Source organism: Paraflavisolibacter caeni (assembly GCF_025628885.1).
GTDB classification, from domain to species: Bacteria; Bacteroidota; Bacteroidia; order Chitinophagales; family Chitinophagaceae; genus Flavisolibacter; species Flavisolibacter caeni.
Genome location: NZ_JAOTIF010000023.1, coordinates 53,708 through 69,421 on the forward strand (window position 1 = coordinate 53,708; position 15,714 = coordinate 69,421).

General features: G+C 41.4%; 13 protein-coding genes. 10 read left to right on the plus strand and 3 right to left on the minus strand.

The window, feature by feature from the left end:
- Positions 1-52: 52 nt before the first annotated feature.
- Complete coding sequence (locus tag OCK74_RS21740; RefSeq protein WP_279299200.1) at positions 53-1,216, minus strand: GAF domain-containing sensor histidine kinase; 1,164 nt, start codon at positions 1,214-1,216, stop codon at positions 53-55.
- A 187-nt stretch (positions 1,217-1,403) separates the two neighbouring features.
- On the opposite strand from OCK74_RS21740, the gene OCK74_RS21745 reads away from it, so the two are divergent.
- A complete protein-coding gene (locus tag OCK74_RS21745) occupies positions 1,404-3,398 on the plus strand; it encodes a tetratricopeptide repeat-containing sensor histidine kinase (RefSeq protein ID WP_279299201.1) in 1,995 nt (664 codons plus the stop codon).
- Here OCK74_RS21745 and OCK74_RS21750 read toward each other — a convergent pair.
- Positions 3,395-3,850 (minus strand): hypothetical protein, encoded by a 456-nt coding sequence (locus OCK74_RS21750; RefSeq protein ID WP_279299202.1) that lies wholly within the window; start codon positions 3,848-3,850, stop codon positions 3,395-3,397. The two genes, OCK74_RS21745 and OCK74_RS21750, sit on opposite strands and share 4 nt — an antisense overlap.
- Before the next feature lie 83 nt (positions 3,851-3,933).
- Between OCK74_RS21750 and OCK74_RS21755 the strand changes: the two genes are divergently transcribed.
- Together OCK74_RS21755 and OCK74_RS21760 are read left to right on the plus strand one after the other, a co-directional pair.
- Positions 3,934-4,629 (plus strand): LytR/AlgR family response regulator transcription factor, encoded by a 696-nt coding sequence (locus OCK74_RS21755; RefSeq protein WP_279299203.1) that lies wholly within the window; start codon positions 3,934-3,936, stop codon positions 4,627-4,629.
- A 398-nt stretch (positions 4,630-5,027) separates the two neighbouring features.
- Complete coding sequence (locus OCK74_RS21760; RefSeq protein WP_279299204.1) at positions 5,028-7,232, plus strand: ATP-binding protein; 2,205 nt, start codon at positions 5,028-5,030, stop codon at positions 7,230-7,232.
- Between the two features lie 22 nt (positions 7,233-7,254).
- Here OCK74_RS21760 and OCK74_RS21765 read toward each other — a convergent pair whose 3' ends face one another.
- Complete coding sequence (locus OCK74_RS21765; protein WP_279299205.1) at positions 7,255-7,758, minus strand: hypothetical protein; 504 nt, start codon at positions 7,756-7,758, stop codon at positions 7,255-7,257.
- A gap of 364 nt (positions 7,759-8,122) precedes the next feature.
- Between OCK74_RS21765 and OCK74_RS21770 the strand changes: the two genes are divergently transcribed.
- The 7 genes from OCK74_RS21770 to OCK74_RS21800 all read left to right on the plus strand — a co-directional run bounded on the left by OCK74_RS21770 (position 8,123) and on the right by OCK74_RS21800 (position 15,712).
- Positions 8,123-9,475: a TolC family protein gene (locus OCK74_RS21770; RefSeq protein WP_279299206.1), complete on the plus strand. Its 1,353-nt coding sequence runs from the start codon at positions 8,123-8,125 to the stop codon at positions 9,473-9,475.
- 9 nt (positions 9,476-9,484) lie between these two features.
- A complete protein-coding gene (locus tag OCK74_RS21775; RefSeq protein WP_279299207.1) occupies positions 9,485-10,726 on the plus strand; it encodes an efflux RND transporter periplasmic adaptor subunit in 1,242 nt (413 codons plus the stop codon).
- A 17-nt stretch (positions 10,727-10,743) separates the two neighbouring features.
- Positions 10,744-11,490: an ABC transporter ATP-binding protein gene (locus OCK74_RS21780; protein ID WP_279299208.1), complete on the plus strand. Its 747-nt coding sequence runs from the start codon at positions 10,744-10,746 to the stop codon at positions 11,488-11,490.
- Positions 11,491-11,496: 6 nt separating this feature from the next.
- On the plus strand, positions 11,497-12,717 hold the full coding sequence (locus tag OCK74_RS21785) for an ABC transporter permease (protein WP_279299209.1): 1,221 nt from the start codon (positions 11,497-11,499) through the stop codon (positions 12,715-12,717).
- A 118-nt stretch (positions 12,718-12,835) separates the two neighbouring features.
- Positions 12,836-13,414, plus strand: a complete 579-nt coding sequence (locus OCK74_RS21790) for a hypothetical protein (RefSeq protein WP_279299210.1) — start codon at positions 12,836-12,838, stop codon at positions 13,412-13,414.
- Between the two features lie 52 nt (positions 13,415-13,466).
- Positions 13,467-14,048, plus strand: coding sequence for a DUF4136 domain-containing protein (locus tag OCK74_RS21795; protein WP_279299211.1), 582 nt, complete (start codon positions 13,467-13,469; stop codon positions 14,046-14,048).
- Positions 14,049-14,290: 242 nt separating this feature from the next.
- On the plus strand, positions 14,291-15,712 hold the full coding sequence (locus OCK74_RS21800) for an FGGY-family carbohydrate kinase (RefSeq protein WP_279299212.1): 1,422 nt from the start codon (positions 14,291-14,293) through the stop codon (positions 15,710-15,712).
- The last annotated feature ends 2 nt before the right edge of the window (positions 15,713-15,714 follow it).

A 15,714-nucleotide genomic window follows, 5' to 3' on the forward strand; every position in this document is an offset into this window, starting at 1 on the left:
CAAAGATGAAGGCTGCTGATCTGAAATCAGGAAATCAACAATCCCTCTATTTTTAATTTAATGCAGGTTCATTTACCAAGGGAATTAAAGCGATCAAAGTACTGCCTTGTTGAGATGTCTTTAGCTGCACAGAACCATTCAGCAATTCCGCCCTGTTCTCGATTAAGTTAGCGCTCATTTTTTCATCTCTTTCATTGTTGATACCATTTCCATCATCCCTGATCATCAGGCTTACTTCTTCCCATACGTGGAGCTCAATGTGTACATTCTGCACATCTGTTCTTTGCCGCAGCATGGTAAGCTGTTGTTCCACAATCCGGAACAAGGCTAAGGCCCGGTCACTTTCAATCTTTTCTGTATCGCCGCTGAATGTGACATGAATATTGAACGGTACCTGGTATCTCATTCCTTGGATAAAGAACTCGATCATGCTTTGCAGATCTGTACTTTCTAAAGTCGTCGGTGTAATGGTCTGGGAAAGATGGCGTATGTCATCCAGCAATTTTATTTGCTGTGCTTTTGCCTTTCTTAATAAAGGCAGCCGCATCTCTTCAACATTTTCAGCCATATCCAGGTAAAGTTGTGTGGAAGCAAGTGTCTGTGCAATGTTTTCATGCAGTTCCCTGCCTATAGACTGCCGCTCCTTTTCCTGTGCTGTCAGATTTTTAAGCAGTACTTGCTTTTGTTTTAAAAGCATTTCTTCGGCCTGTCTGCGAATCAGGTCATTTTTTACCCGCAGTTCCAATAGCTTGGTGACCTGGTGCGCAATAATAGTAAGCGTCCGGGCTTGTAAAGGGGTAAGCGTTCGTGGTTTCTGGTCAATAATACAAACAGAACCAAGGTTATAGCCAGCGGCGGAGGTAATCGGAACCCCTGCATAGAAGCGAATCTTCATCCCTTCCACGACATGTGGATGGTCAAAAAAACGGTCATCCTGGAGTGTATCGGGAATTACCATAATATCCTGCTGCAGGATGGTATGGGTGCAAAAGCTTGCATCACGGGATGTTTGCATCAATTCGGTGCCCCTGATGGCTTTGAACCACTGTCGGTCGGCATCTATAAATGTAATCAGGGAAATAGGGCAATCGCACACCTGTCCCGCCAGTTCAAGAAGTTCCTCAAACTCCTTTTCGGGAGCCGAATCCAGTATATTGTAGCTCTTTAGATCAAGTAGCCTGATTTCCTCATTGAGAGGTCGTGGGGCGCATTGCATAAGCATTTTGGATTTTCCGGTGACGGCATAAAATTAATTGCGAGTTGAAAAGAATCTGAAAAACAGGTGTTAAATCAAGGCGGTTTGTTTATATAATATTAGCATAAACTAATGGTTTTCCATTGGCTTTTGGGTTTGCTTTCCGACTAATTTTGCAGCTTTAATATATCTATGAAACGAACAATACATGTTTAGACCTGCTATCAGTCTCATGTTGCTGGTATCTATATTGATCCTATCCTGTGGGCAAAACACCAAAACTGAACTCGAGGATACGGCGTATTGGAACGCCAGGTTCCTTGATTCTTCTTATAGCTTGTTGTATAAGAATGAGGATACTGCGAAGGCACTTCAATACTATGATTCCTCATTGAAACAAGCAGATGACATAACCGTGTACCCAAAGGCTGCTCGTTTCGGCATGATCGCCAACTACTATTATTTTTTTACACCGGATAATGAAGCGACGTTAAGAATGATAGATTCAGCGCTCGCTTTATATAATACTTCGAATCTACAGGACCGCTATCCGCGAACCTATGTTGGTTACTTGCTTTTTGGCGGGGAGATTGCTTACCGTCTTTCCCAGTACAATAAGGCTAATAAATATTATTTTAAGGCCAAAATGCTGGCCGACAGCCATTTAGATCCCTGTGAGAGAAAGGCCTACAATTATAGTATTGCCATGGTTTTGTACCAGCAGCAGAACTTTAGAGCGTCACTGAACTATTTTGAGGAAGCCTATGCCTTACAGTCAACCTGTTCACCGCTAACCACAGCTATAGTGCTGCAGCAACAAGAAATCCAAGATAATATTGGTTTGTGCCACATTCAGCTTAAGAACTACGATAGTGCTATGGTTCATTTTGAAAAGGCACTGCAAATCGCCGATCAATATAAAGACTCACTTGGGGCAGCATCTATGGACAGGATTTACGGGGTGGTCTATGGAAATATGGCAAAGGTGTTCATTGCAAAAAATCAGGTGAAGAAAGCTGAGCAATTGTCCAAAAAAAGTATAGCACTCAACTACCGCGAAGGATATGAAGTAGAAGATGCCATAAAAGTGATGCTGCAATTAGTAGAAGTGTATAGCAGGAAAAAGGATTTTTTTGCGATGTTCGAAATCCTCAATAGCCTTAAGGACAGGATCAGGCACGCTGACCCCGCGACGCACCTTGAATGGAGACGGCTCATGGCATCCTATTACGAACAGACTTCCCAGCCAGGTTTGTCGCTTCAGTTTTTCAAAAATTATACTTCGCTCAAAGATTCAATTGCCATAGAACAAAAGAAGCTTACCGCAGCTGATCTTACCCGCCAGCTTACTGATATAGAAAAGGAGCTCCAGATCACAACACTGAAAAAGGATAAGCAACTGGCATTGGTTTCTTTATTGGTTACAGTTGTGATTTCTTGCATGGCTTTGGTCATCATTTACCTGGTTTATCAGACCTATCGCCGCAGCAAAAAAAACCTGGCCGTTTCATTGGCATTGAACCAGGAAATTAAGCGTCAAAAGGCTGCGCGGGAGGAGGAAGCAGAACAACGCCATAAACTGATAACTGAAGCTGTTATCCAGGCCCAGGAAAGTGAACGGTCCCTGATTGGACTGGAGCTGCATGATAATATCAACCAGGTGCTGACCACGGTAAAGCTCCATAATGAAATGGTACTTGAAGGAGTGGGAGATCCTAAAATACTTTTGCCACGGGCATCTCAATATTTGCAGGAATGCATCAGTGAGATCAGGGACCTTTCGAAACGCCTGTCGGCACCAACACTGGGGAAAATCAGCCTGGAGGAATCGGTAAAAGATTTGATTGAATCGATCAACCTGACCAGTAAAGTAAAGATTACGAGCCAGTTATCTGGATTGAACAGCCAATTGCTGAAAAAGGACGTGCACATTGGTGTATACCGTATTTTGCAGGAACAGTTAAATAACGTGTTGAAGCATGCCGAAGCCTCAGAAGTGTTCGTTCATCTGGAGCATGATGGTAGCAAGCTCCGGCTTTCCATAAAAGACAATGGCAGGGGCTTTGTGGTTCACCGTCATAAAAGCGGCATTGGTCTAATGAACATGCAGACAAGAGCTGAAAATCTCAATGGAACATTTGAAGTGGAAAGCAAACCCGGTCATGGCTGCAAGGTGGAAGTGGTTGTGCCTTGTGCTTCTTAATCAATATTTTCCTTTTTTACTTCGACATCCCAATGTGCCAAAAGAAGTTCAAAGCGGTGTTGTTCCTCTTTTTTTAATTTTTCCTCGTCTGGGTAAATTGCTTTTTTGTAAGGAGTAAGCAGATTGTCATCATAAGCCAGGGCTGAATTTTTAAATACAATAGCTACCCTGAAGTCCCAGCGGCTTTCTTCTGAATCATGCAGGCGGGGACGACTGGCAACGATACTTACAATGTCGCCTTTCTCTATTGCTTTCTTCAACAGCGGATAATGATTCTTCTTCCACAGGGAAATAAATTCATCGGCATATCCCCACTTTACTTTATAGTAGTTTTCAATAGTGAAGGTCTCATCCGGGTTCTTGGGAGTTTGCTGTGCAAGAAGGTGAGTAGTTGAAATCAGCAGTAGGAGGAAGAGTGTGATTTTGACCAGTGTAAATTGTTTTTCTTTCATATTTGATAGATTTAAAAGGTTTAAGACTTGCCCGAATATAGGTTAGGAATATAAGTAATGTATTAATTTTTTAATTTTAGTACATGAACTGTCTCATAGTAGACGATAATCAAATTGCCAGAACAACTTTGCGTCAACTGGCCTCCAGCATAAAGGACATTACGGTTGTTGGAGAATGTGCCGATGCCATGGAAGCTTACAATCTGTTGCAGGAGCGACAGGTGGAAATCATTTTGCTGGATATTGAAATGCCTGGTATGTCGGGACTGGAATTAACTCGTAACCTTGGTGGTAAACGGCCAATCATCATTTTTATTACCTCCAAAAAAGACTATGCTTCTGAAGCTTTTGATTTGAACGTTGTTGATTATTTAGTAAAACCGATTGCACCGGCCCGTTTCATTCAGGCCATTGATAAGGCAAGAGACATATTACAGAGTCGGTCAGAGGAAGTGAAAATGAGTCATGACGAATTTATTTTTATACGTGATTCCAACGTTGTGAAACGACTGAAGCTTGATGAGATTTTATATGCAGAGGCTATGGGCGATTATGTAAAACTATATACCCCTCAGCGTTTTTTTGCTATTCACACTACACTGAAAGAGTTGGAACAACGGCTACCCGCTGATAAATTTTTACGGGTGCACCGTTCCTTTATGGTGTCAGTAGCTAAAATCGATACCATTCAGGAGGGGGCGTTAATTATCAATGGCAAACCAGTGCCGGTGGCAGATGCCTACAGGGCAACTTTAAATAAGAGATTGAACATCCTGTAATCATCACCGATTCATTTTTCTTATTTAGCGATTCATTTTCCTTTACTGCCTCTTCGCGCTTTTCCGCCGGTTAAGAAGGCGATAGTTTTAAGATGTAATTCAAAGCTCTTATAAACAGTTGCTTCCGTTAACGATCCAGCTTTACAGGTCCTTACTTAAAAAAGCATGAAGGCACTATATACAATATTATTTTTTTTAGATACGCTGGCGCTGATCCTAGTTACGTATTTTTTTTTGAAATCATCCGATACAGGAACTGGTGAGCTCACCTTTATGGCTCTCCTCTGCGCCATGGTTGCTTGTATCATTCTCCTTGTTTATATAATGGTGCGGTTTCTAAAACTTCCTGGGTCCAAAAGGCAACATTAATTTGTTTAAATTAGAAGTTTATACGAAAAATGGCTACCAACCGGCTTATATACTTCATCGTAGCTGCTTTTATTGCGGGTAACCTTATTTTGATTTTTATAAAATACAACTCGGATAAGAACATTGATAAACTGATTGATGATAACGAAAAATTGCTGGATGAGTTTAGTGTAAACAATCAGCTGAAAACGATGGAAAGGGATGTTGTGCTGGTAGAAAGCAAAGTAAGAGGAACGGTTGCCACCAATGATACTGCTTATATGGAAGGAGTGGAATTGCAAATGGCCAAAGTGAAATCTGACCTGGATGATTTACAAAAGATAAAGGACGAAGACAGCGCTGAAGAATATATTGATCAGTTAGATATTTTAGTTCGGGAAAAGTTAAGATTCAATGATCAAGTACTCGATGTGTATACAAAGGAAGGTAAAAAAGCTGCGGAAGCCATTTTAATTACTCAGCGGGGAAAAAGATTTACCGACTCTATATTGTTACTCACCCAAAAAATCAGCAATGTTAGGCAGAATACCCTTTCCCGTTTGAGCCAGGTCATTGACGATAGGGTGAAACAAATGCAGCGTTTGGATACTTTTCTAATTGTTTTTGTCTTGATAAGCGCTGCTGTTTTATTTTGGTACATTCTCAGTACCATCCGCATTCAAAGCCACTTAATTCAACAAGTCAGCGATTCAGAAAAAAAAGTAAAGGAGGCTGCTAAGGTTAAGGAGAATTTTTTAGCGAACATGAGCCATGAGATCCGTACACCGCTGAATGCCATTTTGGGATTTACCAATTTGTTACAGCGCAAAGATCTTGATAGAGAATCGGCTTCTTATATACAAACCATTCAACGCTCAGGTGAAAATTTACTGGCTATTATAAATGACATTCTAGATCTGTCCAAAATTGAAGCTGGAATGTTGCGGATAGAACGAGCGCCCTTCAGTCTGCGGGGATTGGTGCATTCCATTGATGCTATGTTCCGGACAAAGGCGGATGAAAAAGGAATTCAATTTTTTACCCATGTAGATGAATCACTTCCAGACAGGTTGGAAGGAGATGCAACAAGGCTGACGCAGATTTTGGTGAATCTTATTGGTAATGCAATAAAGTTTACGGCTAAGGGAAAAGTTGCTATATCGATCAGGAATAAAGGAATAGAAGCCGATATAGTTACGGTAGAAATTGAAGTTAATGACACAGGCATCGGCATACAAAGGGAAAAGCTCGAATATATTTTTGAACGCTTTCAGCAGGCCGACGATGCCGTAACCCGTGAGTATGGCGGAACCGGGCTCGGCCTTTCTATTGTAAAAGAACTGGTAGCGCTACAGCAGGGCAGTATCCATGCAGAAAGTGAACCCGGAAAAGGTGCCACGTTTTATTTGATCATTCCGTACAGGATTTCCGGGGAACAGTTCCCATCTGACAATACTGTCAATACACAAATCGATACAGAACCTGCAGTTCTACAAAATATCAATGTCCTGATTGTTGAAGATAATGAGGTTAACCAAACCCTTCTTCAACATCTTTTTAGAAACTGGCAGGTAAAATTTGAAATTGCCAATAATGGAATAGAAGCGATAGAAAAATTGAGGGCCAATGTTTACGACCTTATCCTGATGGACATACAAATGCCACAAATGGATGGATATACCGCTACCCGGCAAATCAGGAATCATTTAAAATTAAATACGCCCATTGTTGCTATGACCGCGCATGCTATGGCAGGCGAAAGAGAAAAGTGCCTGAGCTACGGCATGAATGAATACATTTCTAAACCAATTCAAGAGGAACAATTAAGGAAATTAATAACACAATTCTATTCACTGGAAACAATAATTGCCCCGGAAACAGAAATGGTTGATGCACCTATTCATCACACCTATCAATATATCAACCTCGCCTATATGAAAGCGGTGAGTGCCGGGAACAAGGAGTACGAAGAGGATGTAACGGCTCAATTCATAAAGGCTGTTCCACAGGAATTAGCAGCATTGGAAAAAGCAGTAGAGCTCAATGATACAGGAAGCCTGCGACGGATTGCGCACAATTTGAAAACAACCATATCGGTGATGGGATTGAATGAAACTCTCCAGGCTTACCTCGATGGAATTGAAAACGGAGAAGGGAATGAACAACTTTTAAAGGAAAATGTAGAAAATGTAAAACGTATTTGCTCCAATGCCCTGCCTGAAGCAAAACATTATCTGGCATCCATCAGGTCGTAGCCATATCCGTTTGGAAGTTGCTTCAATTATTGTAATTAGTATCAACGGTTGTATAAACCGGTAGCTTAAAGGTTAGCTCACTGTTTTTAACTTGTAAGTCATACAGAAGGAATGTAATGTTCAATTGGGGGCCAACAAATCCGGTCCGGATACTGTCTATGACCAATAAACCTGTACAGTAACTAAAAAAGGCACCTTCTTTAATACGCCCCTCCAATGCCAACACCAGGCCGTTACTTTCTTCATCATCCAGGTTGATGGGCAAAGCTGGATAGATAGCCGCATCAAGTGAAATTCTTTCCTGGTTATAGTTAACGCAGGCTGCATCATTTTTCTCATTGGATGCTATTAAAAATTGCCAGTCGCCTTCGAGTTTTAAATGGCCATTTTCGAAGTCGAGCATCACTTGCATCAATGGCTGTTGTTCCGAAGAGCCTTTATTAACATTTTTAGACATTGCCGGTAACGCTAAAGATGAAGCGGGTATCGAATGTATGTACTGTTTAAGGAGTAATGGGTTTCTCATATTTATAGTTTTTAATTGTTTGGTTTCTGATTGCTGGAGTAAAGCTACATCTGCCCAATGCCTGAATGTTTATCCAATAGCCGAATAGGCAAAACCTGTAGCCGGGTGAGGAAGGAATAATTGATCGGTAACCATATGCTTACTGCCGAATATATTTCAGGTTGAAGGAATACTCTACACTGTAAGAAAAGTAAAGATGTTGGTCGCATCTTATCGGCGATTGATTTTGCCCCCTTGCCGATTGGTATTTTGAAACAGGCTTTACTGAAATATAGATTCGCTTCATGAAAGGGGATCTAAATAAAAACTTTCATCAGGATATGGGAAAAGACAGGTCGGCAATAACCTATAAATTATCTTCAGTATGAGATCCTGTTTGTTACGAGAAGTTCGTTTAATTGTAATTATAGTAATAAAGTTATCAATCGTTTTTGCAACCAGTGATCTTTATGCTCAGCAAACCAATGATGCCGACAGTGTGTGGAGCCTGACACGATGCATCGCCTATGCCAGGCAAAACAACCTCCAGGTAACCAGCAGTAGACTTAACGAACAAGCTATTGAACAGGATTTATTGTTATCAAAGGCTGCGAAATATCCCAACCTTGTTGCTACTGCTACGCAAGCACTTGGCAACAGCAATGCAAATAATTTTTCTGCCGGCACATCCAACAGCAGCTTTAGCGGCTCCTATCTGCTCAATTCAGCCTTCACCTTGTACAATGGCAATTACCTAAACAATGACATCCGGCAGAAAGACCTGCAGGTAAAAGCAGCGCAGCAAGACGTTCTTGCAACCGAAAACAACATCATCCTGCAAATTACACAGGCTTACCTTCAAATTATACTGGCAAAAGAAAATGTTACTTATTTCACTAACCTGGTGCAAACAGCGCAGGCACAAACCCAGGAAGCAACAGTGAAGTTCAAGGCTGGTTCCATTGCTAAAACTGAGCTGGCCCAGTTACAATCGCAACTGTCCAGTGATCAATACGGGCTGGTGAATGCGACCAATACCGAACGGCAAGCTATTTTCAACCTCAAACAGTTGTTGCAACTGCCTGCTAACGCTGACTTTCAGATCGAGATGCCTGATACACTGCATGTCATCGCCGATCATACCTCTTTGACTGATGCAGAGAACGCAGCATTAAAACAGCGACCGGAAATTAAAAGCAGTGAAATAGCCAGGAAGGCTGCGCATTATCAGTTGTTGAAAGAGGTAGCAGCCCGTAAACCACTGCTCATACTAAACAGCAGTCTTGCTTCAAACTACAGCAACAACTTGCCAAAAGATTACGGTAGCCAGATTGATCATAACATATATGGAAGGACTGGATTAACACTTTCTTTTGCCTTATTCAATAACCGATCCGTAAAAACCAATATAGCCAAAGCACAAATTGCCAGTGAACAGTCCGATGTGGACCTGCGCAATACACAAACAATATTGTCACAGCAGGTTGAACAGGCTTATATCAATAGTCTTAATACTCAGGCCCTGTTGGATGCGGCACAAAAGCAACTGGACGCTAACGAGCAATCCTTCAGCATTTCACAGGAACAATTGCGGCTTGGTGCCATTACGGCTATTGACTTCTTAGTACAAAAGAACCTGTATGTGCAAGCTATGCAATTATACCTGCAGGCAAAGTACAATGCGCAGATCGCTGTTCAAGTGTATCGTTTTTACAAAGGTGATCCTATTGAACTATAAACATTTATTATGAAAAAACAAACGCTGATAATTGTAATTATTTCAATGATTGCCCTTGCAGCTCTTTCGTGGATAATCAACTTTAAAGAGAAGAGAAACCTTGTTGAGCTGCTCACTGAAAAACCTTCATTTGGAAGCCTTTCGAAAACAGTAACAGCCACCGGTACTTTACAACCTGTGGATACCGTAGCTATAGGCGCGCAGGTGTCAGGAACTATCAAGAATATTTTTGTAGATTTTAATTCGGTGGTGAAAAAAGGACAATTGCTGGCCGAATTAGATCCAGTGCTATTTTTGGCCCAGGAGCACCAGATCGAGGCGAACCTGCAACAGGCAAAAGCTAACTTTGCATACCAAGCGGCCAACTATAACCGGCAACAGCAATTATATAATGCTGGCGCCATTAGTAAGGCTGAAATAGAAACAGCTACTTACCAGTACCGTGCAGCCCAGGATAATGTCAACAGCATTCTGTCCCAATTGAGAGCAGCGCAGAAAAGCCTCTCCTTTACCCGTATTTATTCCCCTATCGATGGAACGGTTTTAACGCGAAATATTAGCGTTGGGCAAACGGTTGCAGCCAGTTTCAATACACCCACCTTGTTTAGCATTGCCAACGATCTCACCCATATGCAGGTAAGAGCGTCGGTTGACGAAGCCGACATTGGTATGGTACAAAAAGGACAAAGGGTAAAATTTACAGTTGATGCTTATCCTGATGAGATTTTCTACGGTACAGTGGAAGAGATTAGGTTGGAACCTTCAGTAACTGCAAATGTGGTTACCTATACCACCATCATTGAAGCTGATAATGCTAACCTTAAGCTCAAACCAGGTATGACTGCCAATATCGATATCGTCACCCAGGAGCAGGACAATGTGCTCTTGATACCACAAATAGCTACTCAGTTCGTACCGGGCATGTCATTATCGAAGCAATTCATGATTAGGCCACTGATGCCAGGAGCGCATCAACAAAGGTCTGCCAATAATAAGAGCGGTATGAAGGCTGGCAATCATTTCTCTATGATCAGTAACCAGGCCAGGGTGTGGGTAAAAAAGGGTGATACGCTGGTACAAAAGCAGATCATAACAGGCCTTTCCAATGATGTTCAGGAAGCAGTTATTAAAGGCCTAAGTCCAGATGACCTGGTAGTGACAAGTATCAATGCAAATAAGGGTCCTGGCAAGGCAAGTACCGAAGAAAGAAGTCCGTTTATACCAACAAGAAGTAGCCGTAATGGGCGGTAAAAAATAAAAGTCAAGAGATGAAAAAGAAAATAGTACAGATCGACGATCTGAAACGGGAATTTATCATGGGAGATGAAACCGTAAGAGCTTTGCAAGGAATTTCGTTTGACGTTGAAGAAGGTGAATTCCTTACCATCATGGGCAGCAGTGGTTCAGGAAAAACCACTTTGCTGAATATACTTGGTTGTTTGGATAAGCCATCCGGGGGAACATATTTTCTTGATGGGATCAATGTAAGATTGTTAAACCGCAATGAGCTGTCCGTAATACGCAATAAAAAGATCGGCTTCATATTTCAGGCTTATAATCTTCTTCCTCGCACAAACGCCCTGGAAAATGTGCAGTTACCGTTGTATTACAATGCAGCTGTCTCTGCAAGAGCAAGAAAAGAAAGAGCAGAAAAAGCCCTGCAGGCCGTGAAGCTGGAAAGCCGGATGTATCATTATCCCAACCAGCTTTCCGGCGGACAGCAACAAAGGGTGGCCATTGCCAGGGCCTTGGTAAATGATCCCATTGTGATTTTAGCGGATGAGGCAACCGGCAATCTTGATACCAGAACTTCATATGAGATTATGGCATTGCTGCAAGAACTCAATCATCAGGGCAAGACAATCATCTTTGTTACCCATGAGCAGGATATAGCTGCTTTCAGTCGGCGCACCATAATGCTGCGTGATGGGCAGATTCTAAAAGATGTAATGAACCAACAAGTCCGGTCTGCCAAAGACATGTTGACTGCCATGCCAGTAACGAACGAGTATTGATTTGTTATGAATACCTTGAACCTTTTGCGTATTGCATTCAAAGCCCTGGAACGAAACAAAGTACGGGCCTTTCTCACTATGTTGGGCATCATCATTGGTGTGGGTGCTGTTATTGCCATGATCGCAATTGGCCAGGGATCGAAAAAGAGCATACAGGACCAGCTTTCCAACATGGGCTCCAACATGATCACCATCCGGCCTAACAGCAATATAACCGCTGGAGCAAGGCTTGATTTTTCCAATGTGCAAACGCTTACACAGCAGGATGTAGATGCTCTGAAAAAAAAGGCACGCAACCTCCGGTATATTTCTCCGGCGTCATCAGCAAGGGGGCAGGCCATTTTTGGCAACAGCAACTGGCCTACGACTATACAAGGTGTGGGTGGAGAGTACCTTGCCATTCGTAACTGGCCACTTAAAGAAGGTGTTTCATTTAGTGCTTCTGACCTTACTACTGCTGCTAAAGTCTGTATGCTGGGGCAAACTGTTGTAGATAACCTTTTTTCCAACGAACAAGATCCATTAGGACAAGTGATACGGTTCAATAAAATTCCATTCCGGGTGATTGGCGTGTTGACACAAAAAGGCGAAAACGCTTTTGGCCAGGATCAGGATGACATCATTTTGACTCCCTATACAACAGTACAAGAGCGCATCACCGGCTCACAATATTTCCAAAACATCTTTGCTTCAGCCCTGGATGAAAACAGTACAAACCAGGCTTCAAAAGAAATAGCTTACGTTTTGCGTGCATCTCACAAATTAAAGTCGCAGGATGAAGATGACTTTACGGTACGGACACAGGCTGAGCTCATTCAGACCTTTAGTGCTACCAGCCAATTGCTAACTGTATTGTTGGCTGCCATTGCTGCCATTTCGCTGCTTGTTGGCGGTATCGGCATCATGAACATCATGTATGTTTCAGTAACGGAAAGAACCAAGGAGATTGGTTTGCGCATGTCTATTGGTGCAATGGGGAGAGATATTCTTCTGCAATTTCTGGTAGAATCCATTCTCATTAGTGTTACCGGTGGCATTATTGGGATTGGGCTTGGCATGTTCAGTTCCTGGCTCGTCAACGCCCTGCTTAAATGGCCTACACTGGTAGCGCCTTCTTCGGTTTGGCTATCGTTTTTGGTATGTGTTGCTACAGGTGTATTCTTTGGGTATTACCCGGCGCAAAAGGCCTCAAGACTTGATCCCATTGAGGCACTGCGGTATGAATGATAAATGCCTGATTGCCGATTGATCTTGCCCCGTTACCGATTGGTATTTTGAAACAGGCTTTAATGAAATATAGATTCGCTTGATCAAAAACTTTTAAAACAATCAAAAATCTAAAACAATGAAAAAGATCCTCTTTCTATTTGCAACGACTGTGGTGATGAATGCAGCCGTTAATGCCCAATCTGATATGGTAGTGAAAAATGACTTGAAAAAACTACATGGAGAGGAGAAGGTGATCAAGAATGAAATTAAGGGGGATAAAAAGGAGCTAAAGAATTTGGAAGGGAATGAAGTAAGTTATCAGGCCAAACAGGCTTTTTACAGGGATTTTGGAGATATGCCCGGGACTACCTGGACAAGGTCGACATATTTTGATGAAGCAACATTCACCAAAGATGGACAAAGAATGATCGCTTATTACGATTTTGATGCACAATTGGTAGGAACCACTATGCATAAAAAATTCAGTGATCTTCCGCCCAGCGCTCAGCATTACATCAATAAAAAATACAGAAGATACAATAAAGACGATGTTATTTTCTTTGATGATAATCAGTTCAATGAAAATGATATGTATTTATACGGTAGTCAATTTGACGATGAGGACAATTATTTTGTAGTCCTTAAAAAAGATAACCAAACAATCATCCTCCAGGTAAATACGAATGGAAATGTGCGTTTCTTTAAAAAGATGTAAAGTATTTATTACTTATTTCCTATCTCTTTAATCAACTATAAATAGTAGAACTATGAAACATTCACTAATTAAGCCAATGTTGGTTATCCTGGTTGCAGGAGTGGGAGTTACCAGTTGTAGTGTGGCCAGTCATACCGAAAAAGCAGCTGGTATTGACTTTTCAAAATACCAAACATTTGCCTGGGCAAATCCAGGAAACGAAAAAAAGGCGGACAGAGCAAATAATGATATCATTGACAATAACATCAAAAATTCTGTGAGCGAAGAATTAGAGAAAAAGGGATGGATTGAAACAGATAGCAACGCGGATGTTTTGCTTGATTATACAGTAGTTGTTAAGAGAGGTATGACACGGGAGACCGAGCCGGTTTATTCTTCCCCTTTCCCTCATTATGTGTATGGCCGAAGGCAAATATATACCATCTGGTATCCTTCAGTCTTATTAGGTTACCATGCCTACAATGTGCCATTCAAAGAAGGTGAACTTACGGTAAATATGTTTGATGCAAAGACAAATAAGCTTATCTGGCAGGGATGGGCAAAAGGTGATATCAACAGCGGGAAGATTACTTCAAAAGAGGCCACCGCTGAAGTGAAATCTATATTTAAAAAGTTCAATTATCCCAGCTCATAAGAACTAATGATGTCCCCAAAGGCCCTGTAGGTGGATAAAATGGAAGGAGAATATGCAGAGTTTGTGGTTAAGCTACCCCGGTACAATTTGTCATATTCCCCATTTAAAATTGTCAAAGTAGTAATAATTGTATTCTTATTATATTTAAGTAAGTAAGAGTACAGAATTAATTGATGTTTTCTTTTATTTTTTGAAGAGCGTAATTACCGTTATTACAAAATCATCAAAGAAAATTAATTGTTATGAGCAGGGAAGTAATAGCTGTATTTGACCTGGTTAGAATGGATATGAAATTTTTGCTATTTGACAGGGATTACCAAGTAGTATTTGCCAAGAAATACCAAGTCGTTAAAACTACTGATGACGATGGGTATGACTGTGAAGATTTGCATCAGCTTACCACTTGGATCAAAAATACCTTCGAGGAAACCTTGCAAAACCCCGATTTTAATGTTCATGCAATCAATTTCACCACCTACGGGGCAAGTTTTGTGCATTTAGATGACTCAGGAATTCCTGTAACCCCTTTGTACTTCAATTTAAAGCCTTATCCGGAAGACTTATTGGATCAGTTTTATAAAAAATATGGCAGTAAAGAAACCATAGCCTTGCAAACCGCTTCTCCCCCGATGGGTATGGCCAATTCCGGTTTACAACTTTATTGGTTAAAGCACCATAAGCCTTATTTTTTTAAAAGGATAAAACGCTCCTTACATTTTCCTCAATATTGCAGTTATTTAATCACAGGCAGGCGATTTTCGGAAATTACTAGCATTGGTTGCCATACAGCCCTCTGGAATTATAAGGAAAACCAGTATCATCACTGGGTTGTTGAAGAGGGGATTGATGCCTTGTTCCCCCCCATTGCGCCCTCCAATTCTGATGTTGATTTGATTTCAGGAAATAAAAAACTGGTGGCAGGGATTGGTATCCACGATAGCTCCGCTTCCCTGGTACCTTATCTTCTCAATGTTAAAGAGCCCTTTTTATTACTTTCCACAAACACCTGGAATATAGCTTTTAATCCCTTCAGTGAAGAATTACTCACTGCAGAAGATTTGAAACGGGGTTGCCACTATTACCTGAACTTCCTGGGAAAGCCTGTTAAAGCTTCCCGCATACATCTCGGTTATGAGCATAATTACCAGGTAAAGAAAATAGCTGCTCATTTTAATAAAAATGGGAATTATCACCAACAGGTAAAGTTTGACAAAAGCCTCATTCAAAAGCTTGTCAGGGAAAATAATCCGGAGAAGCAGTTCATCCCTGAAAGCGTGAACGTCGCGGGTTTTCTGCCCCAACTCCCACGAAGGAAGGTGAAATTGGAGTTGTTCGAAAACTATGAAGAAGCGTACCATCAATTGAACCTCGACCTGATGGCGCTGCAAGCGATTTCTTTAAATTTAGCTATGGGCAAAACGAAGGTAAAAAAGCTGTTTATTTCGGGTGGATTTTGTGATAATTCACTGTTTATTAAATTAATTGCAAGTCGCTATCCTAAATTAAAAGTATACACTTCTATAATAAGCAGGGCTTCTGCATTAGGGGCCGCTGCAATTATACACTTGCATTGGAACGGGGATAGACCATTCCCTGGGATTGGAAAAATACAATTGCATAAGCCGGAAGAAGAGTTGGAGATTGGTGATTATGGATTGATTTGAAA

What these genes read in the sequence shown, in the direction of transcription:
- OCK74_RS21795 (WP_279299211.1), top strand. Translation starts at nt 13,467, where the DNA reads ATGAAACATTCACTAATTAAGCCAATGTTGGTTATCCTGGTTGCAGGA.
- OCK74_RS21770 (WP_279299206.1), top strand. Translation starts at nt 8,123, where the DNA reads ATGAGATCCTGTTTGTTACGAGAAGTTCGTTTAATTGTAATTATAGTA.
- OCK74_RS21800 (WP_279299212.1), top strand. Translation starts at nt 14,291, where the DNA reads ATGAGCAGGGAAGTAATAGCTGTATTTGACCTGGTTAGAATGGATATG.
- OCK74_RS21750 (WP_279299202.1), bottom strand. Translation starts at nt 3,850, where the DNA reads ATGAAAGAAAAACAATTTACACTGGTCAAAATCACACTCTTCCTCCTA.
- OCK74_RS21790 (WP_279299210.1), top strand. Translation starts at nt 12,836, where the DNA reads ATGAAAAAGATCCTCTTTCTATTTGCAACGACTGTGGTGATGAATGCA.
- OCK74_RS21755 (WP_279299203.1), top strand. Translation starts at nt 3,934, where the DNA reads ATGAACTGTCTCATAGTAGACGATAATCAAATTGCCAGAACAACTTTG.
- OCK74_RS21775 (WP_279299207.1), top strand. Translation starts at nt 9,485, where the DNA reads ATGAAAAAACAAACGCTGATAATTGTAATTATTTCAATGATTGCCCTT.
- OCK74_RS21760 (WP_279299204.1), top strand. Translation starts at nt 5,028, where the DNA reads ATGGCTACCAACCGGCTTATATACTTCATCGTAGCTGCTTTTATTGCG.
- OCK74_RS21765 (WP_279299205.1), bottom strand. Translation starts at nt 7,758, where the DNA reads ATGAGAAACCCATTACTCCTTAAACAGTACATACATTCGATACCCGCT.
- OCK74_RS21785 (WP_279299209.1), top strand. Translation starts at nt 11,497, where the DNA reads ATGAATACCTTGAACCTTTTGCGTATTGCATTCAAAGCCCTGGAACGA.
- OCK74_RS21740 (WP_279299200.1), bottom strand. Translation starts at nt 1,216, where the DNA reads ATGCAATGCGCCCCACGACCTCTCAATGAGGAAATCAGGCTACTTGAT.
- OCK74_RS21745 (WP_279299201.1), top strand. Translation starts at nt 1,404, where the DNA reads ATGTTTAGACCTGCTATCAGTCTCATGTTGCTGGTATCTATATTGATC.
- OCK74_RS21780 (WP_279299208.1), top strand. Translation starts at nt 10,744, where the DNA reads ATGAAAAAGAAAATAGTACAGATCGACGATCTGAAACGGGAATTTATC.